Origin of the sequence: Kitasatospora sp. NPDC088391, from assembly GCF_044753345.1 — a bacterium.
Taxonomy (GTDB): domain Bacteria; phylum Actinomycetota; class Actinomycetes; order Streptomycetales; family Streptomycetaceae; genus Kitasatospora.
This window is the reverse complement of sequence record NZ_JBIVNB010000002.1, coordinates 649,672-673,393: the sequence shown is the minus strand read 5'-3', so window position 1 is coordinate 673,393 and position 23,722 is coordinate 649,672. Positions and strand designations below refer to the sequence as shown.

General features: G+C 74.3%; 12 protein-coding genes. 6 read left to right on the top strand and 6 right to left on the bottom strand.

Translation table 11 applies throughout. From position 1 onward, the window contains the following. The first annotated feature begins 223 nt into the window (after window positions 1-223). Both ACIQBJ_RS07405 and ACIQBJ_RS07400 read left to right on the top strand, forming a co-directional pair. Window positions 224-6,961, top strand: coding sequence for an RHS repeat domain-containing protein (locus ACIQBJ_RS07405; RefSeq protein WP_400705059.1), 6,738 nt, complete (start codon window positions 224-226; stop codon window positions 6,959-6,961). Continuing rightward, window positions 6,951-7,367 (top strand): hypothetical protein, encoded by a 417-nt coding sequence (locus tag ACIQBJ_RS07400; RefSeq protein WP_400705056.1) that lies wholly within the window; start codon window positions 6,951-6,953, stop codon window positions 7,365-7,367. The genes ACIQBJ_RS07405 and ACIQBJ_RS07400 overlap by 11 nt, the downstream gene beginning before the upstream one ends. Before the next feature lie 80 nt (window positions 7,368-7,447). Here the strand turns inward: ACIQBJ_RS07400 and ACIQBJ_RS07395 are convergent, their stop codons facing one another. The 3 genes from ACIQBJ_RS07395 to aspT (ACIQBJ_RS07385) are packed head-to-tail and all read right to left on the bottom strand — an operon-like array spanning window position 7,448 to window position 12,510. Continuing rightward, complete coding sequence (locus tag ACIQBJ_RS07395) at window positions 7,448-9,100, bottom strand: bifunctional aspartate transaminase/aspartate 4-decarboxylase (protein ID WP_400705054.1); 1,653 nt, start codon at window positions 9,098-9,100, stop codon at window positions 7,448-7,450. Between the two features lie 22 nt (window positions 9,101-9,122). Beyond that, window positions 9,123-10,820, bottom strand: a complete 1,698-nt coding sequence (gene aspT / locus ACIQBJ_RS07390; RefSeq protein WP_400705051.1) for an aspartate-alanine antiporter — start codon at window positions 10,818-10,820, stop codon at window positions 9,123-9,125. Between the two features lie 16 nt (window positions 10,821-10,836). Continuing rightward, window positions 10,837-12,510, bottom strand: a complete 1,674-nt coding sequence (aspT, locus tag ACIQBJ_RS07385) for an aspartate-alanine antiporter (RefSeq protein WP_400705048.1) — start codon at window positions 12,508-12,510, stop codon at window positions 10,837-10,839. 136 nt (window positions 12,511-12,646) lie between these two features. On the opposite strand from aspT (ACIQBJ_RS07385), the gene ACIQBJ_RS07380 reads away from it, so the two are divergent. Continuing rightward, window positions 12,647-13,513: a GNAT family N-acetyltransferase gene (locus ACIQBJ_RS07380; RefSeq protein ID WP_400705045.1), complete on the top strand. Its 867-nt coding sequence runs from the start codon at window positions 12,647-12,649 to the stop codon at window positions 13,511-13,513. Between the two features lie 50 nt (window positions 13,514-13,563). Here the strand turns inward: ACIQBJ_RS07380 and ACIQBJ_RS07375 are convergent, their stop codons facing one another. From ACIQBJ_RS07375 to ACIQBJ_RS07365, 3 genes are all read right to left on the bottom strand, one after another. After that, window positions 13,564-15,705 carry an MMPL family transporter gene (locus ACIQBJ_RS07375; RefSeq protein ID WP_400705041.1) on the bottom strand — a complete coding sequence of 714 codons (2,142 nt, stop codon included), beginning with the start codon at window positions 15,703-15,705 and terminating at the stop codon, window positions 13,564-13,566. Window positions 15,706-15,848: 143 nt separating this feature from the next. Next, the gene (locus ACIQBJ_RS07370) at window positions 15,849-16,427 is read right to left on the bottom strand and encodes a GNAT family N-acetyltransferase (protein ID WP_400705038.1); all 579 of its coding nucleotides are present in this window, start codon (window positions 16,425-16,427) and stop codon (window positions 15,849-15,851) included. 54 nt (window positions 16,428-16,481) lie between these two features. Continuing rightward, the gene (locus ACIQBJ_RS07365) at window positions 16,482-20,141 is read right to left on the bottom strand and encodes a BTAD domain-containing putative transcriptional regulator (protein ID WP_400705035.1); all 3,660 of its coding nucleotides are present in this window, start codon (window positions 20,139-20,141) and stop codon (window positions 16,482-16,484) included. Window positions 20,142-20,478: 337 nt separating this feature from the next. Here ACIQBJ_RS07365 and ACIQBJ_RS07360 point away from each other — a divergent pair, with 337 nt between their 5' ends. The 3 genes from ACIQBJ_RS07360 to ACIQBJ_RS07350 all read left to right on the top strand — a co-directional run bounded on the left by ACIQBJ_RS07360 (window position 20,479) and on the right by ACIQBJ_RS07350 (window position 23,621). Further along, window positions 20,479-20,655 carry a hypothetical protein gene (locus ACIQBJ_RS07360; protein ID WP_400705032.1) on the top strand — a complete coding sequence of 59 codons (177 nt, stop codon included), beginning with the start codon at window positions 20,479-20,481 and terminating at the stop codon, window positions 20,653-20,655. Window positions 20,656-20,888: 233 nt separating this feature from the next. Continuing rightward, a complete protein-coding gene (gene lanKC, locus ACIQBJ_RS07355; RefSeq protein WP_400705029.1) occupies window positions 20,889-23,423 on the top strand; it encodes a class III lanthionine synthetase LanKC in 2,535 nt (844 codons plus the stop codon). A gap of 78 nt (window positions 23,424-23,501) precedes the next feature. Continuing rightward, window positions 23,502-23,621 (top strand): class III lanthipeptide, encoded by a 120-nt coding sequence (locus tag ACIQBJ_RS07350; protein ID WP_400705026.1) that lies wholly within the window; start codon window positions 23,502-23,504, stop codon window positions 23,619-23,621. The last annotated feature ends 101 nt before the right edge of the window (window positions 23,622-23,722 follow it).

Below are 23,722 nucleotides of genomic sequence, written 5' to 3'. Positions count from 1 at the left end.
AAGGCTCAGAAAATACCGCTCCATTGATTCTCCAGCGACTCTCGACCAGCCTCCCCTGGCTGCCGGATAGGTTACGCACGGCCCTTGGCAAAGGGCTGTTCCGTAACACAGTTGACGGTGCGTCAGCCGACAAAAGGGGTGGGATGTGTCCATCGATTTCCAGGATTTCGTCAAAAGGAGAAATCGCCGTCCGGTCGGCCGGAATTTGATTTCCGCCGGTGTCATGGCGCTGGTGGTCTCGGTGCTCGCGCCGGTGCAGTTCGCGAGTGCCGCCGGCCCGGACTTCTCCCGCAAGTGGAGCCCGTCGGGGACCGCCCTGCCGCGGACCGCCTCGGTGCACGGCTCGGACGTCGCGGCGGCGGCCCCGGCGAAGCCCGCCCACCCGGTGCCGCCGACCTGGCAGCCCCCGGCGGCGGGCGCGGCGCGGCCGCACGGCACCGCCGACCTGGTGCTCGGCGCGGCCCCGGCGGCCGGGGCCCGGGCCGCGAAGGCGTCCGGGTCGGCCCCGGCGCCCTCCGACCGGGAGGCCGGCGCCGCCAGCGCGACCGGCCTGGCGGTGGCACTGGCCCCGCTGGCGGCCGACGCCGGGCAGCGGTCGGCCGGCTCCGGGCAGCACGTGCAGGTGACGGTGGCCGACGAGCGGGCCGTCGCCCGGGCCGGCGCGCCCGGGCTGCTGCTCTCGCTGGCCCGCACCGACGGCACTCCGGCGGGGCCGGTCCGGGTCGCGGTGGACACCGCGAAGCTGGGCCACGGCACCGGCGGCGACTGGGCGGCCCGTTCGCACCTGGTCCAGCTGCCCGCGTGCGCCCTGACCACTCCGGAGCTCGCGGGCTGCCTGGAGCGGACCCCGCTCCCCTCGGCCTTCGACCCGGCCACCGGCACGCTGTCCGCCGACGTCACCCTGGCGGGGGCGGCGCAGCCGGGCGGCGCGAAGGCGCCCGCGACGGCGAACTCCGCGCAGCGGGCCGAGTCGGCGGCCGCGGCGGCCGCGCCGATGGTGCTGGCCGCCGTCGCCGACGCCTCGGGCGGCGCGGGCACCTTCGCGGCGACCGGCCTGAACCCCTCGCAGTCCTGGACGGCGGGCGGGTCCGCGGGCTCGTTCACCTACAGCTACCCGATCACGGTGCCGCCGACGATCGGCGGGGCGGCGCCGCAGGTCGCGCTCTCCTACGACTCGTCCTCGGTGGACGGCCTGACCTCCTCCACCAACGCGCAGGCGTCCTGGGTGGGCGACGGCTGGAGCTACGACCCGGGCTACGTGGAGCGCTCCTACCAGTCCTGCAACAACGACGGGATCGCCAACTCCGGCGACGACTGCTGGGCCGGGGCGAACCTGACGCTGTCGCTGGCCGGGCACTCGGGCGAGCTGGTGCAGGACGACGCGAGCTGCCGGGCGAACGCGCCGCGCACCAGTGAGCAGTCGGACTGCACCTGGCGGCTGAAGGACGACGACGGCACCAAGGTGCAGTTCCTGACCGGGGCCGACAACGGCACCTGGAACGGGGCGTACCTGAAGGTGACCGACACCTCCGGCACCGCCTACTACCTGGGCCTGAACCACCTGCCGGACGCGAACGGCAACCCGACCTCGACCGGGCCGGCCAGCAACTCGGCCTGGACGGTGCCGGTGTTCTCGCCGAAGAGCGGCGACCCGTGCTACGACAGCGCCAAGGGCGCGAAGTCCTGGTGCAACGCGGGCTGGCGGTGGAACCTCGACTACGTCGTGGACCCGCACGGCAACCTGACCAGCTACGCGTACACCCCCGAGACCAACTACTACGCGCTGGGCGGCGGCCAGAACAACGGCACCGGCACCAACACCGCGTACACCCGGGCGGGCGTGCTCTCCACCGTCGGCTACGGCCAGCGGCTCGCCGACCAGACCGGCGCGAACGGCGGCTACCAGTCGGCCGCGCAGATCGTCTTCGACTCCGGCGAGCGCTGCGTCACCTCGACCGCGGCCTGCGACCCGGCGAACCGGACCTCCGCGCACGCGGGCGACTGGCCGGACGTGCCGATGGACCAGCAGTGCGGGGCCACCGGCGCCTGCACCAACTACCAGCCGACCTTCTGGTCCTCGAAGTGGCTGACCGGCGTCACCACCCGGATCAGGTCGAACGGCGGCTACCAGGCGGTCGACGGCTACGTGCTCGACCACCGCTTCGTGAACGTGCAGAACGCGACCGAGAACACCCAGGTGCCGTGGCTGGGTGCGATCCGGCGGACCGGCCGGGACGCCACCGCCTCGCCGGACCCGGTGGAGCTGCCGCCGGTGTCGTTCACCGAGATGCTGCTGCCCAACCGGGTCGACGGGACCAACCTGGTGCCGTCCCGCCCGGCCTTCAACCGGCCGCGCATCCAGCTGATCACCATCGAGACCGGCGGCACCATCGGCGTCGACTACGCGCCGGCGGCCTGCTCGCGGGTGAACAACGTGATGCCGGCCTCGGCCGACAGCGACACCAAGTCCTGCTACAACGTCAAGTGGCACGTCCCGAACGAGGCGCCGGGCGCGGCCCCGGTCGACGACTGGTTCCAGCGCTACCCGGTGAAGACGGTGACGGTCAATCCGAACACCGAGGGCTCCGTCCCGCAGACCACCGCCTACACGTACGGGAACGCCGCCTGGCACCGCAACGACTCGCCGCTGGTGAAGAGCGCGGACCGGACCTGGGACCGGTTCCGCGGCTACGCGAGCGTCACCGCCGTGACCGGCAACGGCAACGACGGGCCCAAGTCGCAGACCTCGACCACCTTCCACCAGGGCATGGACGGCGACTACAAGGCCGACGGGACGACCCGCAGCGTGCAGGCGGCCGGTCCGATGAGCGGTCCGGTCACCGACTCCGACTGGCTGTCCGGCCGGACCCTGGAGAGCGACACGTACACCGCGGCGGGCGGCTCGATCGCCGCGTACACGGTGAACACCACCAGCGGCCCGACCAGCACCGCGACGCACGCCCGCACCGGGCTGCCGAACCTGGTCGCGCGCTACCCCGCCACCACCGCCGGCACCGTCTCCAAGGCGCTGAAGGCGGACGGCAGTTGGCGCACCACCGGGACGACCACCAGCTCGGACCCGGCGCACGCGAACCGGGTGACCACCGTGCTGAACACCGCGGACGGCCTGCCCGACAGCTGCCTGCGCGACAGCTACGCGAGCGGCCCGGACCCGCAGGTCTCCTCGGTGCTCTCCGAGCAGCTGACCGTCTCGGGTCCGAACGCCTGCACCGCGTCGCCGACCGCGGCGAACACGGTGACCTGGACCAGGTCGCTGTACGACGGCAAGGCCCTCGGCGCCATGGGCGCGACGCACGACGTGACCGGCGCCCAGGCGGTGGAGGGCATCGACGCCGGCGGCACCGCGACGTTCACCACCTCCGCCGTCACCGTCTACGACGCGTACGGCCGCAGCACCAGCGTCACCGACCCGAACCACACCGACGGCACGCACGGCTCCGGCGTCACCTTCACCACCGCGTACGCCTCCGCGCAGCCGGGTGAGCTGCCGACCTCGATGACGGTGACCACGCCGGCCCCGGCCGGGGCGCCGGACGCGACGGGGCCGGGCCGGGTCACCACCACCGCGCTCGCGCCGGGCCGGGCCCTGCCGCTGCAGGTGACCGACCCCAACGGGCGGGTGACCGGCAAGAAGTACGACGCCCTGGGCCGGCTGACGGCCGCCTGGCAGCCGGGCCGGGCCGCCCCGCAGAACGCCTCCGTGACGTTCGCGTACGCGGTGCCCGGCGTGGTGAACAACGTGGCGCAGCCGCCGACCGTCACCACCAGGACGCTCCGCTCCGACGAGGGGTGGACCACCTCGGTGAGCATCATGGACGGCCTGGCCCGGACCGTGCAGGTGCAGTCCGACCCGGCGGTCTCGGCCTACCACGGCCGGATGCTGACCGACACGTTCTACGACTCGCAGGGCCGGGTCCAGCGGGCGAACGCGACCTGGTACAACGACGAGGCGGCGCCGGGGACGACCCGGTACGCGGCCCCGCCCGCCAAGGTGCCCGCCCAGACCGTCACGTCCTTCGACGGCCGGGGCCGCCCGGTCTCCTCGCAGCTGCTGGCCTTCGGCGTCGCGCAGAGCACCACGACCACCGCCTACCCGGGCGCGGACCGCACCGACGTCTCCCCGCCGGCCGGGACCACCCCGACCAGTTCGGTGACCGACGCGCTCGGCAACCTGGCGCAGCTGTGGCAGTACCGCACCGCGACCGCGACCGGCAACCGCGCGGACGCGGACGTCACGGCGTACACCACCACCCCGGCCGGGAAGCCGGCCATCCGCACCGACGCGGCCGGCAACGTCTGGACGTACGGCTACGACCTGAGGGGCCGTCAGACCTCGGCCACCGACCCGGACAGCGGAACCGCGACCCAGGTCTACACCCCCGGCGGCAGCCTGGTCAGCCAGACCGACGGCCGGGGCCGGACGGTGGCGTACACCTACGACCTGCTGGGCCGGAAGACCGGCTCCTACGCCGGTTCGGTGGCGACCGCCAACCAGCTGACCGCCTACACCTACGACACCGTGGTGAAGGGCCAGCCCGGCGCGTCCACCCGGTACACGGCGGGGGCGGGCGGCCCGGCGTACACGGACGCGGTGCTCTCCTACGACACCGCGTACCACCCGACCAAGACCACCACCACCGTTCCCGGCAAGGACGTCGGCCAGGCCGACAACACCACCTTCACCTACACCTACCAGGCCCGGTTCGACCCGATCACGGGCGTGCTGGCCGCCGACAACCGCTCGGCGATCGGCGACATCCCCGCCGAGACGGTGAACTACAGCTACGACGTGTACGGCACGCTGAGCAGCTTCGGCAGCGCGACCACCACGTACGACCTGTCCTCGGACTGGGACGCCTACGGGCGCAGCATCCGCTCCACCGTCAACCCGTGGGGCACCCAGATCGTGCTCACCAACGTCTACGACGAGTCGACGGGGCGTCCGCTGTCCCAGTTCGTCGACAAGCAGACCGCGGCGACCGGCGCGGTGCAGCAGACCACGTACGCCTACGACGCCTCGGGCCGGGTCACCGGCATCCGCAGCATCCCGGACAACACGCCGTCGGCGACCGACCTGCAGTGCTTCGGCTACGACTACCTGGGCCGGCTGACCTCGGCCTGGAGCGACAGCGGCGCGCTGAACCTCGCCCCCAACCCGGCCGTCGGCGGACGCGGCGCCTGCGCCAACTCCAGCCCCACCAGCGGCGCGACGGCCCCGGCGCTGACCACGGTCGGCGGCCCGGCCCCGTACTGGCAGACCTACCAGTACGACCTGACGGGCAACCGCAAGCAGCTGGTCCAGCACGACCCGGCGGGCAGCACCGCCAAGGACCGGACCGTCACCCAGTCCTTCCCGGCCGCCGGGACGGTCAACGGGGTGAACGGCGCGGTCGCGGGCCCGCACGCCGCGGTGTCGGCGAGCACCGTCACCGGGACGGGCGCGCCCTCGGTCACCAGCACCGAGTACGACCGGGCGGGCGGGGTCACCAAGGTCACCGGCGGGGCGGACGGCCCGACCGGCCTGACCTGGGACAGCGAGGGCCGGCTGAGCGCCTACTCCAGCACCCGGGCCGGCGGGGTCGGCTACCTGTACGACGCGGCCGGCAAGCAGATGGAGAAGACCTCTCCGAGCGGGACCACGCTGTACCTGAAGAACGACGAGCTGACCTTCAGCGGCGGGAAGCTGACCGGCACCCGGTACTACAGCATCCCGGGCGGCATCACGCTGGTCCGGCAGGGCGGCGGGTCGACGTACCAGTTCGCCGACCCGCACGGCTCCAACCTGCTGTCCATCGACGGCGGTTCGCTGGCCGAGACCCGGCGCCCGCTGGACCCGTTCGGCAACACCCGCGGGGCCGAGCCGTCCTCCTGGGCGGGCGACAAGGGCTTCGTCGGCGGGCTCCAGGACAGCTCGACCGGGCTGACCACGCTCGGCTCCCGGCTGTACCAGCCGTCCACCGGACGGTTCGTCAGCCCCGACCCGATCACCCGGCCGACCAGCCCGCAGCAGTGGAACGCCTACGCGTACAGCGAGAACGACCCGGTCAACCAGTCCGACCCGAGCGGGCTCGCCCCGTGCGCGGACGGCCTCAAGGACCACTGCGGCGGCGGCCCGACCTGCAGCATCTTCCAGCCGGGCTGCGGTGCCACCAGCAGCAGCGGCGCGTGCAGCTACAACCCGTACGCGACGAACCGCTGCCCGGGCAGCCCGCCGGCCACCACCACGCCGGGTCCGCTCGGCTCCGGCGACGACATCGACCAGGTCGACGACGCCCAGAACGAGGGCTTCGGGTGCGACACGCCCACCGGCGCGCAGCGGACCCACCTGTTCGTCAAGCGCTCCTCCCAGGACCACGGCGTGATCATGGTCCGGTTCTTCATCCACCAGAAGGAGGTCGGGCTCGGCGTCAACATGCTGGGCGACGACCGGGACTTCTCCGACGACCCGAACGCGGGCTACCGGATGGTGCTGTTCTGGGACACCGCGACCGGTGAGATCAGCTTCACCGTCGCGCCCTCGCACAAGCCGGCGCACCGGTTCCTGACCACGGACGTCCCGGTGAAGATGGTCCCGGCCCGGCCGCTGGACGTGGGGCCGTACAGCTTCACGGACACCACGGTGGCCTGGCACAACAACATCAACCCGCTGGAGACCGACCCCGACAACGTCAAGGTCGACATCCACGGCGTCAACTCGATCCTGCCGGTGTTCGCGGCGAACCAGACCATGACGATCAGCCTCGGCACCAACTCGGTGTCGGTGCGGCGCAAGGGCGACAGCTTCCCGGACATGGAGGTGGTCCAGTACCGTCGGGGCATGTCGCCGAACGTGATCGCCAAGGACTCGATGTCGGACGGCTGGCCGGACCCAGCGGTCCGCGGCACCAACCCGCTGGAGTCCGGCGACCGCGACCGCACCTTCCAGTGCCATGACTGCTGACCGGGGCAGCGCGCGGGCGGAGGGCGCCTGGCGCTGGTTCGTGCGGACGGCGGGGCGGCTGGCCCTGTTCACCGCGGCGGGCTGGTGCGCACTGTTCGCGGCGGGGGCCGGACTGGCGGCCGCGTTCGGCGAGGGCCCGGCCTTCGACCGGGTGCGGGAGCTGTACCTCGCGCTGCCGGTGTGGGCGGTGACGGCGCTGGCCGCGCTGCTCCTGGTGTCGCCGCTGCGGTTCAACCGGTGGCTGCCGTGGTTCGCCGGGGCGGCGCTGCTGGTCCCGCTGGTGCCGCCGCTGCTGGTCTTCGGGCCGGTTCCGGTGCTGCTGTCCCTGCTGGCGGTGCAGGCGGCCTTCCTGCGCTGGGGGGTGGTCGGGGGCCGGTTCCGGATGGTCCGCGCCCGGCGGGCCTGACCCGCGCGACGACCGGACGCCGGTGGGCGGGAGCGCTGCTCCCGCCCACCGGCGTCCGCCGTTCCCGGGCTGTCGGGGCGTCAACTGCCCTCGGCGGCCTGCCACTCGGCGCGGTACTCGTCGAAGATGGCCTTCAGGTGGTGGCCGATCTTCAGGTAGTCGAGGTCGTCGAGGTTGGCGAGCGAGACCCGGACCGACCACTGCGGGCCGTCGAAGCCGCCGCCGTTGAGCAGCACCACGCCGGTCTGTTCGGCGAGCCGGAACAGCGGCTCGGTGGGTTCGTAGTTCTTCTCCAGGAAGGCCGCGAAGGCGGGGCCGGAGGTGCGCTCGGCCTCGGCGAGCAGGTCGAGTTCGATGTAGTAGCCGGCCCGCTGCGGGTCGTCGGAGATCTTCATCCCGGAGCCCTCCAGCAGCAGGTCGAGGCGCCGGTGCACGATGCCCTGCACCTTGGCCTTGTAGGCGCGGCCCTCGGGGAGCAGCGCGAACAGCGAGAACAGGGTGAGCTGGGCCTGCTGGGGCAGCGACAGCCCGGCGGTGTGGTTGAGGGCGACCTGCCGGGAGTCGGCGACCAGCCGGTCGATGAAGCGGATCGCGCCGGGGTCGAGGCTGAGGCTGCCGTAGCGCTTGGCGAGCCGGGCCTTCTCCTCGTCCGGGAGGGCGGCGAGGGCGTCGTCGAGGACGTTGTCGCGGTGCAGGCCGATGACGCCGAGGCGGTGGCCGGTGCAGCCGTAGTGCTTGGAGTAGGAGTACACCAGCAGGGTGTTGCGGGGCAGTTCGGCGGCGATCGAGCGGAAGTGGTCGACGAAGGTGCCGTAGACGTCGTCGGTGACGACGATCAGCCCGGGGTTGTCGGTGGCGACGATCTCCTTGATCTGGTCGGTGACCCGCCGGGACAGCGCCAGCGAGGGCGGGTTGCTGGGGTTGACCAGGCAGACCAGTTTGACCGACGGGTCGGCGAGCTTGGCGACCTCCTCGGTGGGGTAGCGCCATTCGCGGACGCCGGCCTCGGCGAAGGAGCTGGCCTCGACCCGGACCACGTCGAACTCGTAGGTGTCGAGTTCGGGGATCTCGATGTAGGGGGTGAAGACCGGCACCATCAGGGCGATCCGGTCGCCCTTGTGCAGCAGGCCGTTCTTCATCAGCGAGTCGAAGATGTAGCACATGGCGGCGGTGCCGCCCTCGGTGGCGAACAGGTCGAGCTGCCCCTCGGGGGGCCGGCGGTCCATCAGTTCGTCGTGCAGGTAGCCGGCCACGACCTGTTCGGCGCCGGTCAGCATCCGGTCGGGGACGGGGTAGTTGTCGCCGATCGCGGCGTCGGCGAGCTCGTGCACGAAGTCGTCGCGGTCGAGGTCGAAGCGGTCGACGGCGAGGCCGACGCAGGCGGTGAGCAGTTCGATGCCGGGCAGTTCGGGGTGCGAGCGGGCGAAGCGGTCGTAGCGGGCGGCGATGCCGTTGCGTTCGGGCATGCCGCCGAGGTTGTCGGCGGTCCAGACCCGGCGGGACTCGGAGAGCGCGAAGTGGCCGAGCGCGAGCATCGCCTCCCGCGGGCCGGTGCAGATCCAGTTGGGGTTGCCGCGCCCGGCGTTGAGCATGTGCGCGGTCGACTTCTCCTGCTGCCCGGGCCGGTCGCCCTGGTGCTGCTCGGCGAGCTTGATGAACTCGCCCTTCAGCTCGAACGGGCTGAGCTGCGAGAGCCGGTGGATCTCCTCGCGGCCGATGGTGGGCTTGGTCATGGTGCTGGGTCCTCCGGGACGACTAGCCGAGCAGGGCGACGATGATCGCGCCCCAGATGGTCAGCAGGACGTTCCCTGCCGCGTACGGGATGGTGTAGCCGAGGGTGGGGATCTGGCTGCGGGAGGCTTCGTTGATCGCGCCGATCGCCGCGGTGGTGGTCTGCGCGCCCGCGACGACGCCCATCAGGATCGGCGGGCGCATCCGGAACACGAAGTGGCCGACCAGCAGGCCGACGACCAGCGGGACGACGGTGGCCACCGCGCCCCACAGCAGCAGGCCCCAACCTGCCTGGGAGAGGCCGCTGGTGAAGCTCGGTCCGGCGTTGATGCCGACGATGGCGACGAACGCGCACAGGCCGAAGGTGTCCATGAACCACTGGGCGCCGGGCGGCACGTTGCCGTAGGTCGGGTACTTGCCGCGGATCCAGCCGAACAGCAGGCCCATGATCAGCGCGCCGCCGGAGGTGGACAGGCTGATCGGGACGCCGCCGAGGGTGAGCGCGGGGATGCCGATGCAGCCGCCGAGGAAGATGCCGAGGCCGACCCAGGTCATGTCGGTGGCGAAGCTGGTCGGGACGGGTTTGCCGATCGCCTTCGCGGCCGGTCCGACCAGCCGTTCCGGGCCGGTGAGCAGCAGGGTGTCGCCGCGTTCGACCTGCGTGCTCAGCCGGTAGGGGAACTCGGCCCCGGACCGGTAGAGCTTGTCGACGAACACTCCGGCCATGAACGGTTCGCGGCGCAGTTCGGCGACGGTCTTCCCGAGCTGGGCCTTCTCGGAGGCGACGACGTGCAGCGTCTCGGTGCGGTAGCCGAGCAGTTCGACGTCGTCGGTCTCGGGGCCGATGGCGGTGGCCGGGTCGAACTCGACCAGGTCGTGGCGGAGCGCGCTGACGGCGAGCACGTCGCCGGCCTCGATCACGGTCTGCTGGTCGTGGTCGAGGATCTTGCCGTCCCGGCGGACCCGGGTGAGGTAGATCCGGCGTCCGGCGTCGCGCTGGCGCTGCTCGAACTCCTCGATGGTGGAACCGATCGGGCCGTTGCGGGCGGTGTGGGCGCGCAGCACGACCTCGTAGTAACCCTCGGCGAGGTCGGGGTCGTCGGCGGGGGCGTCGAGTTCGGCGGCGAGTTCGCGGGAGTCCGCGGCGAGGTCGCTGTGCAGGAGACGGGGGGCGATGTTGGCGAGCAGGATCGCGCACAGGATGGTGCCGAGGGGATAGGTGACGGCGTACCCGATCGGCACCAGGTTCTGCTGGGCGGTGATCTGGTCCTGGCTCAGGCCGGGCAGTCCGCCGATGGCGTCCTGGGCGACGCCGATGACGGCGGACTGGGTGAGCGCGCCGCCGAGCAGTCCGGCGCCGAGCCCGGGCCCGTAGCCGAGCATCTCGGCGAAGCCCCAGCAGATCGCCAGGCCGCTGAGGCAGACCGCGAGGGTGACGGCGACCTGCGGCAGGCCGTCCTTCCTGAGGCCGCGGAAGAACTGCGGGCCGACCTTGTAGCCGAGGGCGAACAGGAACATGATGAAGAACACCGACTTGACGGTGCCGTTGATCTCGACGCCGGTGAGCCAGCCGGTGAACAGCCCGGCGATCAGGCAGCCCGTCACGGCGCCCAGGCCGATGGCCTTCCAGTGCAGCCGGCCGACCAGGAAGCCGATCGCGACGGTCAGGAAGATCAGCAGTTCCGGGTAGGGCTTGAAGACGTGCGCGGTGATCCAGTCCATCGGTCGTCCCCTTCGTTCAGAGCCCGACCAGGCCGACCAGGACGGGGCCGGTCAGCGGGAGCAGGAAGTTGGAGATGGTGTAGGTGATGGTGTAGCCGAGCATCGGGACGCTGCTCTGCGCGACGTTGCCGATCGCGGTGATCGCGGGGGTCGAGCACTGCTGTCCGGCGATCGCGCCGATCAGGATCGGCGGTTCGATCTTCAGCAGCTTGCGGCCGAGGAACAGGCCGAGGAACGCCGGGACGACGACCATCAGGATGCCGGAGAGCGGCAGCAGCACGGGGTACTGCTTGAGCAGCGGTCCGGCGTCGGGCCCGGCGGCCATGCCGGTGACGGCGATGAAGATGGCCAGGCCGAGGTCCTTCATGGTCTGCGCGGCGACCGGCGGGTAGGCGCCGAAGGTGGGGCGCAGCGAGCGGGCCCAGCCGAAGACCAGGCCGGCGATCAGGCAGCCGCCGCCGGTGCCGAGGGTGAGGTTGACCTCGCCGAAGTGCACGTTGATCTTGCCGAGCAGGACGCCGAGGCAGATGCCGAGCGAGAGGTAGACGTAGTCGACGGTGTCCTGCCGAACGGTGGCGCCGACCTTGGCGGCGAACCGCTCCACCCGGGAGCGGGCGCCGACCACGGTGAGGGTGTCGCCGCGGTGGACCTCGGTCTCGCCGACGGCGGGCAGGTGGTGGTCGATCCGCTGGATGTCGGTGAGGAAGACGCCGCCGGTGGCCCGCGCGTCCCCGTCGCGGACGGCGTCGAGGGTGCGCCCGGCGACGTCCTTGCTGGTGACGACGACCTGACGGACCGCCATCGGGCTGTCCAGGCCGGGGACGCCGCTGGTCTCGGGGCCGAGGTCGTGCCCGGCGTCGATCACGGCGGCGCGGCGGCCGACCACCAGCACCTGGTCGCCGCGGCGCAGCACCGGGTCGTCGTCGACCGTGAGCTTCTTGCCGCCGCGGCTGACGGCCTCGACGGTGACGAGCTGGCCGGAGCCCTCCTGGACCTGGCTGATCCGGGTGCCCTCGCCCTGCGAGACCAGGTAGGTGCGGCCGACCAGCGCGGGCAGCGAGGGGGCTTCGCCGGCCTCGAGTTCGCCGGCCTGGCCGCGCATCTTCTCCCACAGCTTGCGGGAGGACTCGGCGAGGTCGATCCGCATCAGCATCGGGAACAGCTGGCTGGTCAGCAGGACGATGCTGATCAGGCCGAACAGGTAGCAGACCGAGTAGGCGGTGGCGACGTGCGCCTGCAGCTGGGTGGTCTGGTCGGGGGTGATGCCGGGGAGTTTGGCGATGGCGTCCTGCGCGGTGCCGACGGCCGCGGACTCGGTGGCGGCGCCCGCGAGGATGCCGGCGGCGGTGCCGACGTCGAGGTCGGCGGCCTTGGCGATGCCCAGCGCCATCAGGATGACGACGACCGCCTCCATCACCGAGAGCACGCCGAAGCGCAGGCCCTTGGCGTTCATGTTGGCGAAGAACTGGGGGCCGGCGATGTAGCCGAGCGAGAAGATGAACAGGGCGAACGCCACGTTCTTGACGTCGGCGTTGACCGAGACGTGCTGGGCGCCGACCAGCATCGACACGATCAGGACGCCGCAGATGCCGCCGAGTTGGATCGGTCCGACCCGCAGTTTCCCGACCAGGTAGCCCAGGCCGAGGCAGAAGAAGAGGGCGAGGACGGCGTTCTCGCGCAGGAGGCTCATGGTCGCATGAGACCCCATTCGCACCTTTTGCACGTATTTGACACGCCGTCAGCACGGCCGTGATCACACCGGCACCGCCCCGACCGGGGGAAAACCGGGTGCGAACGGCCCCGGCGGTGGTGTGGGATGCGTGGCCATGACCTTCGTTGTGAACGAGCCCGGCGTCGCCGACCTGCCCGCGGTCGTGGACGCGCTCCGCTCCTGGCAGGACGACGGGGCGCCGCTGCAGTTCCACCCGGGCGACCTCGGCTGGGCCTGGGCGGTGGGCCCGGAGCGGCTGGCCGCCACGCTGCGGACCTGGAGCGCGGACGGACGGATCGTCGCCCTCGGGTACCTGGACGCCCCCGACCTGCTGCGCCTGACCACCGCGCCGGAGCTGCGGCAGGACGAGGCGCTGGCCCGGCGCCTGCGGGCCGATCTGGACGACCCGGCGCGCGGCGTGCTGCCCGCCGGGCGGGCCGGGGTCGAGGTCCCGAACGGGGCGCTGCTGCGCGAGGTGCTCGCCGGGGCGGGCTGGCGGGCGGACGAGGCGTGGACGCCGCTGCGGCACGACCTCGCCGGGCCGCTGCGGGTCGACGGCCTGCGGATCGAGGTGTCCGGCCCGGGGACGGCGGCGGTGCGGACGGCCGTGCACCGCTCGGCCTTCGCCAGCGCCCGGTTCACCGAGGAGCGGTGGCGCGTCCTCGCGGCCGGGCCGCTGTACGCCGACGCCCGCTGCCTGGTCGGCCGCGACGAGCAGGGCGTCGCGGTGGCCGCGGCCACGGTCTGGTCGGCCGGCCCGGGGCGGCCCGGCCTGCTGGAGCCGGTGGGCGTGCACGCCGACCACCGGGGCCGCGGCCACGGGAGGGCGATCAGCGTCGCCGCGGCGGCCGCGCTGCGCGACCTGGGGGCCTCCAGTGCGCTGGTCTGCACCCCGAGCGCGAACACCGGCGCCGTCGCCACCTACCGGGCGGCCGGTTTCGTGTCCGGCCCCGAGCGGCTGGACCTGGTCCGGGGCGCCTGAGCGCCGCCGGTCCGTCACCCCCCGCCCCGTGTCGGGGGGGTGACGACGGGTCAGGCCGGGACGGACTCGCGCGGTCCGGCGGCCGGGGCGGGTGCCCGGTGGCCGGGCTCGATGTTCAGCTTCGGCAGCACGCGGTCGAGCCAGGCCGGGAGCCACCAGTTGTGGCGGCCGAGCAGCGTCATGGTGGCGGGGACCAGCACCAGCCGGACCACGGTGGCGTCGACCAGGACGGCGACGGCCATGCCGACGCCGATCATCTTGACGGTGATGTCGGGGTCGATGGCGAAGCCGGTGAAGACCGCGACCATGATGGCGGCCGCGCTGCTGATCACCCGTCCGGTCGCGGACAGGCCGCGCACCACGCTGCCCCGGGGGTCGCCGGTGGCCAGCCAGTCCTCGCGGACCCGGGACAGCAGGAACACCTCGTAGTCCATCGACAGGCCGAACAGCACGGTGAACATCAGGATCGGCACCCAGCTGGAGACCGGCACCGCGTGCGGCAGGCCGAGCAGCTTCGCGCCCGCGTCGTGCTGGAACACCGCCGTCATCACGCCGTACGCGGCGGCCACCGAGAGCAGGTTCATCGCGGCGGCCTTGACCGCGATCACCGGGGCCCGGAACAGCACCGTCAGCAGGATCAGCGAGAGCGCGACCACGAACGGCACCACCACCCACAGCCGGGCCGAGAGCCGGTCGGAGATGTCGGAGAAGGACGCGACCACGCCGGTCACCTCCACCCCGGCCGGCAGGTCGCGGTCGCGCAGCCGCTGGAGCAGCTCCACGGTGGCCGGGTCCTGCGGGCCCGTCCTCGGCTGCACGGTGATCACGGCGGCGTTCCCGGCCGCGTTGACCTGCGCGGGCTGGACCGAGGCAATGTCCTGATCCATCGTCAGCCGCTGTTCCAGTGACGGGAGTTCGGACTTCGGCAGCCGGTCCAGATCGACCGCGAGCAGCAGCGGGCCGTTCGCGCCGGGCCCGAACCCGGCGTCGATCAGGTCGTACGCCTTGCGGGTGGTGTTGCCGGACGCCTGGCTGCCCGCGTCCTGCGGCCAGGTCCGCATGTCGAGCATCGGCGCGGCCAGGCCGAGCAGCGCCACCAGCGAGAGCGCGGCGGCGGCCAGCGGGCGGCGGCCGATCAGCTTCGCCCAGCGCTCGGTCCGGGTCGGGGCGCCGTCGGCGCGCGCCTCGGCCGGGGCCTTCCGCTCGGCGCGGCGCAGCAGGCGCGGCCCGGCGAGCGCCGCCAGCGCGGGCACCAGGGTCAGCGAGGCGGCCATCACGCCGCCGACGGTGGCGAAGGTCGCGTAGCCGAACGAGGCGTAGACCGAGAGCCCGGCCAGCTTGAGGCCGAACAGCGAGACCAGCACGGTCGACCCGGCCACCACCACGGAGGACCCGGCGGTGGCGTTGGCCTCGGCGGCCGCGGCCCGGGCGTCCAGGCCCCGGCGCAGCCCCTCGACGTGCCGGGAGACCAGCAGCAGCGCGTAGTCGATGCCGACGCCGAGGCCGACCATGGAGGCGACGGTCGGGGCGATGTCGCTGATGTCGGTGACGGCCGCCATCAGCGTGATCAGGCCGGTGCCCGCGCCGAGACCGGCGAGCGCGACCAGCAGCGGCAGGCCGGCCGCGGTCACCGTGCCGAGCGCCACCACCAGGATGACCAGTGCGGCCGCCATCCCGAGACCTTCGGCGGTGCCGTCCGGGGCGCTGAAGTTCTCCGGGAGCTGCCCGCCGAACTCCACCTGGTACCCGGCGTCGGTGGTCGCCCGGGCGGCCCCGCGCAGCGCGTCCAGGCCCGTGGCGCCCTTGAACTCGGTGACCTTGACGTCGTACCCGACCGTCAGCAGCGCGGTCGCCCCGTCCGCCGAGGGTATCGGCGGGGTCACCGACAGCGCGTGCGGCAGCGCCGCCAGCCGCTCGCGCAACGCGAGCAGCGGCTCCGCCGGGAGCTGCTTGCCGCCCCTGTCGTGCACCACGACCCGGGCGCTGGTCCCCGCCGTCTCCGGGAAGCGCTCGTTCAGCAGGTCCAGCCCGGCGGTCGAACGGGTGCCCGGCACCCGGTAGTTGTCGCGGGGCTGGCCGCCGAAGACCTGCGCCAGGCCGAAGACCGCGACGATCAGCAGCACCCAGGCGGCGACAGTCCGCCAGGGCCGGGCCGCCGCGGCCCCGCCGAGGCGGCCGAGGAGAGTGGACATTGCGTGCGCCTTCCGTCCTGCGTTCGATCCCGATGTCGAACCCCAGTCTGGAACCCCCCGCTTGGAGCCCACTTGGCGCCCCCGCCCACCCCCCGGGGCACACCCCGGGGGCTGCCCCGCCCGCCCGGCAGGGCGTCGGCCGGTCAGCCCGCCGCCTCGATGCGGGCGATGAGGTCCGGGTCGCGGAGGCCGACGCAGTCGTGGGCCCAGAACGGGTCGGCGTAGACGTAGCTGCCGGTCATCCAGGGGCGGTGGGCGGGGAGGAGGGCGACCTGGAAGGCCGGGGCGGGGATGCGGAGGGAGGGGCGGCGGAAGCCGAGGGTGTCGGCGCGGGTGAAGCCCCGGGCGCCGTAGTAGGCGGGTGAGCCTTCGAGGAAGACGGCGGGGCAGTCGAGTCGTCCGGCGGCGGCGAGGGCGGCCGCGAGCAGGCGGGTGCCGAGTCCGTGCCGCTGGTGGGCGGGGTGGACGCCGAGCGGGGAGAGGGTGAGGACGTCCACCAGCCGTTCGGGGGTGTCCAGGCGGGCGGGGCTGAGCATCAGGTGGCCGACGACGGCCCCGTCCGCGGTGGCGACCAGCGAGGTGGTGCCGCCGCGGGCCCGCAGGGCGTCGACCAGGTCGGGCACCCGGTCGGGGGCGGGGCCGCCGAAGGCGAGGGCGTGCAGGCGGCGGACGGCGGCGTGGTCGGCGTCCTGTTCGGGGCGGATCTCGTGCAGGGGGCTCATGCGGGGCACAGTAGGCCGCGGCGCTTTCGCGGGCGAACGGGTTTCCGGGGCCGGTCAGAGCGCGGCGAGCGCGGCGGCCGCCTCGGCCTCCCAGGACGGCGACTCCCAGCGGCGGGCCACCTCGGCCGCCCGGCGGAACCACTCGGCGGCCTCGGCGGTGCGCCCGAGGTGCCGGGCCAGTTCGCCGAGCGACAGCGCGACCGGCCGGATCGCGATCGAGGTGGAGGCCGCGCCGGACACCAGGTGCCCCAACGGCCGCATCTCGTCGAGGAGTTCGGCGGCCTCCGCGCGTTCGTCCAGCGCGATGACCACCTCGGCGCGCAGGGTCAGGAACAGCGAGCGGAAGTAGTCGGCGTGCACCTCGACCCGGCCCCGCCGGACCGCCCGGGCCTCCTCGGGGTCGCGGCCGGCGGCGAGCAGGGCGAGCGCGGTGACGTCGACGACCAGCGGGCCGTACTGCTCGCGGTGCCGGGCGATCAGCGGCAGCGTCTCGGCCAGCCTGCCCTGCCGGTGCGCGATGACGATCCGGATCAGCGCGCCGAGCCCGGCGGCGTGCAGCGAGCCGCGTTCGCGCAGGCCGGTCAGGGCCTGCTCGTAGAGGGCGGCGGCGGCGTCGATCCGGTCGGCGGCGAGTTCCAGCATGGCGCGCTGGAACAGCACCACGTCGGCGAGTTCGACCAGTCCGTAGCGGTGCGCGATCTCCTCCCCGGCGGCCAGGTGGCGGCGCAGCGCGGGCAGGTCGCCGTGCACGGCGGCGGCGGTCGCGGCGAGGTGCTCGGCGTGCCAGCGGTAGGCGGGCAGGTCGTGCTCGGTGGCGAGGGCGGCGAGTTCGGCGGCCAGCCGGGCCCGGTCGACGGGCGCCAACTCGTGGTCGCAGGAGCGGGCCTGGGCGGCGAGAGCGAGGCAGAGCAGCCGGGGGTCGCCGACCGCGCGGGCGATGGCGACGGCCTCGGCACCGGTGTCGAGCGCGTCGGGCGAGCCGGCGCAGTCGAGTTCCTGGGTGAGCGCGTCGAGCAGGCGGCAGCGGGTGGCGGGCGGCAGGTCGGGGCGGCGCAGCAGCCGGGTGAGCTGTTCGACGGCCTCGTGGTCGAACGCGCCGTACGGGTGGGTGACCCACGGGGTGGGTTCGGTCCAGGCCGTCCAGGCGGCGATCAGCAGGTCCTCCCGGCCGCTCTCCCGGGCCAGCCGCAGGGCGCGCGCCTTGGTCTCGGTGGCGGCGGTGACCTGTCCGGCCCGGACCTGGGCCCGCAGCAGGGCGCCGAGCAGGTCGATCCGGCGGGCGGCCCGGTCCTCGCCGGGCGGCTGGGCGGCGCGTTCCAGGTTGTCGACGGCCTGCCGGTACAGGGTGACGGCGCTGCGGTGGGCGTAGCGCCGGTCGGCCGCCTCGGCGGCGCGGACGCAGTGCTCGACCGCGAGGGCGGCCGTGCCGGTGGCCGCGGCCTCGGTGAAGTGGTGGGCGAGGGCGGTGAGTTCGCCGGGCCGCAGGTCGTGCAGGGCGTGGCCGATCCGGCCGTGCAGCCGGGCCCGGCGCAGGCCGCCGAGGTCGGCGTACAGGGTGTCGCGGACCAGCACGTGCGCGAACCGGACGGTGCCGGGCCGGGGTTCGAGCAGCAGGCCGCCGGCCACGGCCGCCTCGACGGCCTCGGTGGCGGTGTCCTCGTCCTGCTCGCCGGCCCGCAGCAGCAGGTCGACCTCGCTCTCCCGGCCGGCGACGGCGGCCAGCCGGAGCAGGTCGACGGCGGGCGCGGGCAGCCGCTCGAAGCGGCGGCGCAGCACCTCCCGGACGCCCTGCGGGACCTGCCGCAGGGCCGTCGACTCGTCCTCCAGGGCGAGCAGTTGGGCGCTCTCGGCGAGGTAGAACGGGTTGCCGCCGGTGCGTTCGGCCAGCGCCCGGACGGTCTCCGGGCGGACGGGGGCGGCGCACACCGCCTCGATCAGCCGCCCGGCGTCCTGTTCGGCCAGGCCGCCGAGCGGCACCCTGGTCGGCGCGCGGCGCGCCAACCGGGCGAGGACGTCGGCGAGTTCGCCCTCGCCGGGGCGCAGCGCGGCGACCAGCAGCAGGCCGCCGGCCGGGTCGTCCGGGCCCGGGTCGGCGGCCAACTCGCCGAGCAGTTCCCGGGTTTCGGGGTCGGCGGCGTGCAGGTCGTCGAGCAGCACGGCGAGCGGCGCGGTGCGGGCGGCGGCGTTCAGCCGGGCGACCACGGCCCGGTGCAGCCGGAACCTTCCGGACACCGGGTCCTGACGGTCCGTCAGGGACGGGTCGGCGAGCAGCGGGGCGAGTGCCGGGTCGGCGGCGGCGCCGGGTTCGTGCCCGGCGAGTTCGCGCAGCACCTCGGTCCAGGCCCAGGCGGCGGGCGCGCCGGCGCTCTCCGGGCAGCGCCCGGTCACCACCCGCCAGCCCGCGTCGGCGAGTTGCTCGCGCAGCCGCCCGAGCAGCGTCGACTTCCCGGCCCCGGCCTCCCCGCCGACCAGCGCGAACCCGACCCCGCCCCGCGCCGCCCCGGCCGCCCGCCGGAGCGCCGCCAACTCCTCCTCCCGCCCCACGAACACCCCCGCCCGCCGCGCGGACCGGCCCCCGCCGACCCCCGCCGAAGCCGCCCCACCCACCCCCGAACCGGCCCCCGGGCCCCCCGCCGCCCCGCCGCCCCGACCTGCTGTCGCCTCGCTCTCCCGGCCGAAGGCCACTACTCCCCCGCCGTCCCGACCCGAAGCTGCCCCGCCGTCCCGACCGAAGGCCACTCCCGCCCCGCCGTCCCGGCCGAAGGCCACTCCCGCCCCGCCGCCCCGGCCGAAGGCCACTCCCGCCCCGCCCGCACCGCTCTCGCCCGCAGCCCTCCCGACCGCGCCGCTCGCACCCGTCCGGGCCCGCACCTCCCCGTTCCCGTCCGTCCCGTTCCCGTCCGCCCCGCTCCCGTCCGCCCCGCTCCCGTCCGCCCCGCTCCGGTCGCCTGCCGGGCCGGAGGCCGGTTCCGGCCCGGCGACGGCGAGTTCCTCGATCCGCTGGTGCAGGATCGCGGACTCGACGGCGGCGAGCGCGGGCCCCGGGTCGAGGCCGAGTTCGGCGGCCAGGTGGGCCCGGGCGCGGCGGACGGCGGCGAGGGCCTCGGCCTGGCGTCCGGCGTGCCAGAGGGCGAGGGCGAGCAGGCGCCAGCCCTCCTCGCGCAGCGGGTGCTCCTCGACCAGGGCGGCGGCGTCCTGCGCGGCGGCCCCGGCCCGGCCGGCGGCCAGTTCGCGGGCCGCGACGGCCTCCCGGGCGGCGGTGCGCAGCCCGTCCAGGCGGGCGGTCTCGGTGGCGGCCCACGCCTGGTCGGCGAACTCGCCGTACGCCGTGCCCCGCCAGAGCGCGAGGGCCCGCCGCAGCACGTCCGGGCCGCCGGGGGCGGTGAGCAGGGCCTCGAACTCCCCGGCGTCGGTGCGCACGCCGCGCAGCGCGTAGCCGCCGGCCTCGCTGACCAGCAGCCTGGCGGGGCGGCGGGGGCCGCGGTCGGGTTCCAGCAGGCGGCGCAGGTTGGAGACGTACGCCTGGAGCGAGACGGCGGCCTTGGCGGGCGGGCGGCCGTCCCACAGGTGGTGGATCAGCCGGTCGGCGGGGACGGCGGTGCCGTGGGCGACCAGCAGTTGGGCGAGCACGCCGCGCTGGCGCGGGCCCCCCAACCGGATGTCGGCCCCCGCCACTTGCGCCGTCAGTGCACCGAGCACCGTGATCCGCACCATCGTGTCCCGAGCCTATGCGATGCCGTCGCCCCACCGCCGCCGACCTGCGTTCCAAGCCGCTTCCAAGCCGGTGCCGGGGCAGTGCCGGGCCGGTCCCGGACACCGCCCCGGGACGGGGGTGGCAGGTGGGGCGGGTGGGACGACTGGACGCCTTGTGCCAGTGCAGTTTCCGTCCACCGGATCGGCCTTCCGCGGGTTCCGCGGAGCCGCCAGAGTAGAGGTGTCGGCAGGGAAGAAGGAACGAAGGAAACCGGCCGACACCGACCGAACGGGAATTCCCGGGCAGTGTCCGCGAATTCCCCGCCGCAGTACCGATTCCCGCGAAGGAGCGCATTCCGTGAACGCCACCCGTACGACTCGCACCGCGTTCGCCGGACTCCTCCTCGCCGGAATTCCGGTCCTGTTCGGCACGGCCGGCTCGCCTTCCCCCGACCTCCGGACCGCCGCCGTCGCGGCCCCGGTGCCCGGTGCCACGCCGACCGCCGAGGGCGGCGACGTGACCTGGGGCCACTGACCGACTCTTCGCCAAGGAGAACGCCATGAACGCCACCACGAACTTCCTCGCCGATTCGCCGGAGTCCGCGGAGCGCACCGAGAGCGTCTTCGGGAATTCCCGCCGCTCCGCGAACCAGGGCTGGATCGTCGCCTGACCTTCCCGGTTCCCCGGAGGACCCGGGACCGGTGATCCGCTCGCCGCAGCCGACCGCAGAAACGCCGACCGCAGAAACGCAGAAAGGGGTGGACAGCATGAAACGCACGCACCACATGTTCGCCGGGGACGATCCGCTGTTCTACGACCACCCCGTGGCCGGCTCCGCCCGGCGCAGGTTCGCCGCCACCGACCGTCCCGCTCCGGCGGGCTGGCGGCGGGACGAGGGCACCAGCTGGCTGTACCTCACCCCGGACGGGGCCGAACTGCCGGACCAGGGCTGGAAGATCCACGTCTCGGCGGTGCCCGGCGAGGCCGCCGAGGTGATCGACCTGGTCAGCGGGTACTGCCTGACGGCGGGGCTGCCGCACAAGTTCCTGGTCGGCCCCCGGGTGCACCACCTGAACAACAGCAAGTACGCCCGCCGGGGCAGCAGCGGCAAGCTGCTGGCCGTGTACCCGGCCGACGAGGCCGAGCTGCAGGCCGCGCTCGACGGCCTCGGCCCGCTGCTGGCCGGCCGCCGCGCCCCGTACGTGCTCGGCGACCTGCGCTGGCAGGACGGCCCGCTGTACCTGCGCTACGGCGCCTTCCGGGAGCTGTGGTGCACCTTGGAGAGCGGCGAGCGGGTGCTCGCCCTCGCCGGGCCGGACGGCGCCCTGGTGCCCGACCGGCGGCCCCCGTACTTCGAACTCCCGCCCTGGGTCGAGCCGCCCGCGTGCGTCGCGGCGCAGCTGCGGGCCGACCAGGCCGCCGCGGCCGGGCAGGCGGGACTGCCCTACGACATCGAGCGCGCCCTGCACTTCTCCAACGGCGGGGGCGTCTACCTGGCCCGGGACCGGGCCGACGGCGGGCCCGTGGTGCTGCGCGAGGCCCGGCCGCTGGCCGGGCTGGACGGGGCCGGCCACGACGCCGTGGACCGGCTGCGCACCGAGGCCCGCGCCCTGCGGGCCCTGGCGGGGCTGGAGTTCGTGCCCCGGCTGCTCGGGGAGTTCACCGTCTGGGAGCACCACTACCTGGCGGAGGAGTACGTCGAGGGCGAGACGCTGCGCCAGTTCCTGGCCCGCTCCAACCCGCTGACCCGCCCCGACCCGTCCCCGGCCGACCTGGCCCGGTACACCGCCCGGGCACTGGACGTCGTCGATCAGCTGGAGCGCGCGGTCGAGCAGATGCACGCCCGCGGCTGGGCCTTCGGCGACCTGCACCCCGCCAATGTGCTGCTCCGCCCGGACGGCCGGGTCTGCCTGGTCGACTTCGAGGTGGCGCACCGGCCGGACCTCGACCCGGGACCGTCCGTGGGCTGTCCCGGCTACGTCGCCCCGCACGCCGACGCCGGTTTCGAGCGGGACCGGTACGCGCTGGACTGCATCCGGCTGGCACTGTTCCTGCCGTACACCATGCTGCTCGACCTGGAGCCCGGGAAGTCCGACCAACTCGCCGACGCGATGGCCGAGTTCTTCCCCGTCCCGGCCGCGCACACCGAGCGGGTCCGGCGCGGCCTGCGCCGACCCGGCGCCGCCCCGGCCGTTCCGGCCGCCCCCGACCTGTTCGGGTCCGGACGGGCCGACCTGCTGGCGGAGTCGCTGACCCGGGCGATCCTCGGCTCGGCCACCCCGGAGCGCGCCGACCGGCTGTTCCCCGGCGACCCGGCGGGCCTGACCGACGGCGGCTGGACCCTGGCGCACGGCGCGGCCGGCGTGCTGCACGCCCTGCACGTCACCGGCCACCCGGTCGAGGAGGCGCACACCGACTGGCTCTGGCGGGCCGCCCGCCGGGCCGCCGACCCCCGGCCCGGCCTGTACGGCGGACTGCACGGCGCGGCCCTGGTGCTGGCCGAACTCGGCCGCGAGGAGCAGGCGTCGGAGCTGGTCCGGCGCGCCGCCGACACCACCGACCCGTTCCTGCACAACGGCCTGGCCGGCGTCGGCCTGACCCTGGCCGAACTGCACCGGCGCACCGGCGACGACCGCCTGCGGTCCGAACTCGACCGCGTCACGGAGCAGTTGGCCGCCGCACTGGCCCCGGGCGGACTGCCGCCCACCGGTGCCGGACTGCTGCACGGCCCCAGCGGGATCGCCGAGTTCTTCCTGCGCCGGTACGAGGACGGCGGCGACGCCGCCCACCTCGACCTGGCCGCCCGCGCCCTGCGAGCCGACCTCGCGCAGTGCCGCACCAGCGAGGAGGGCGCGGTCAACCTGCTGGACGGCACCCGGCTGCTGCCCTACCTGGGCTCCGGCAGCGGCGGCGTCGGCCTGGCCCTCGGCCACTACCTGCGCCACCGCCCCGACCCGGAGTTCGCGGCCGCCCTGGACGGCGTCCTGCTCGCCGCCCGGGCCCAGCTGGTGATCTTCGGCGGCCTGTTCCACGGCCGGGCCGGCCTGCTGGCCCTGCTCGCCGAGCACCGCGACCGTCCCGGCACCGCCGACCTGATCGACCGCCAACTGCGCCTGCTGGCCTGGCACGCCGTCCCGTTCCGCGACGGCACCGCGATGGTCGGCGACCAGCTGCACCGGCTCTCGATGGACGTCGCCACCGGCACCGCCGGCGTCCTGCTCGCCGTGCACGCCGCCGCCGGCGGACCGCTGCACCTGCCCGGCGCCGCCGCCCTGCCCCACCCGGCGGCCGGCCGCGCCTGAGCCCGCCCCGCGGGCCCCACAGACTCTCCGGGCCATCGCCCTGGAGCCGAACGCACCACTACCGCATGGGAGTTGAACATGTCCGAGATCCTCAAGCTGCAAAACCTGTCCGTCGCCGACACCGACGAGGGCGAGCTGAACGACTGGAGCACCATCTCCAACCACTGCGGCAGCAAGATCGAAGAGGACGCGCTCTAAATCCTCCGCCCACCCCCGCAACTCCCCACCCACCGAAGGAGAACCGCCATGTCCGAGATCCTCAAGCTGCAGAACCTCTCCGTCGCCGACACCGACGAGGG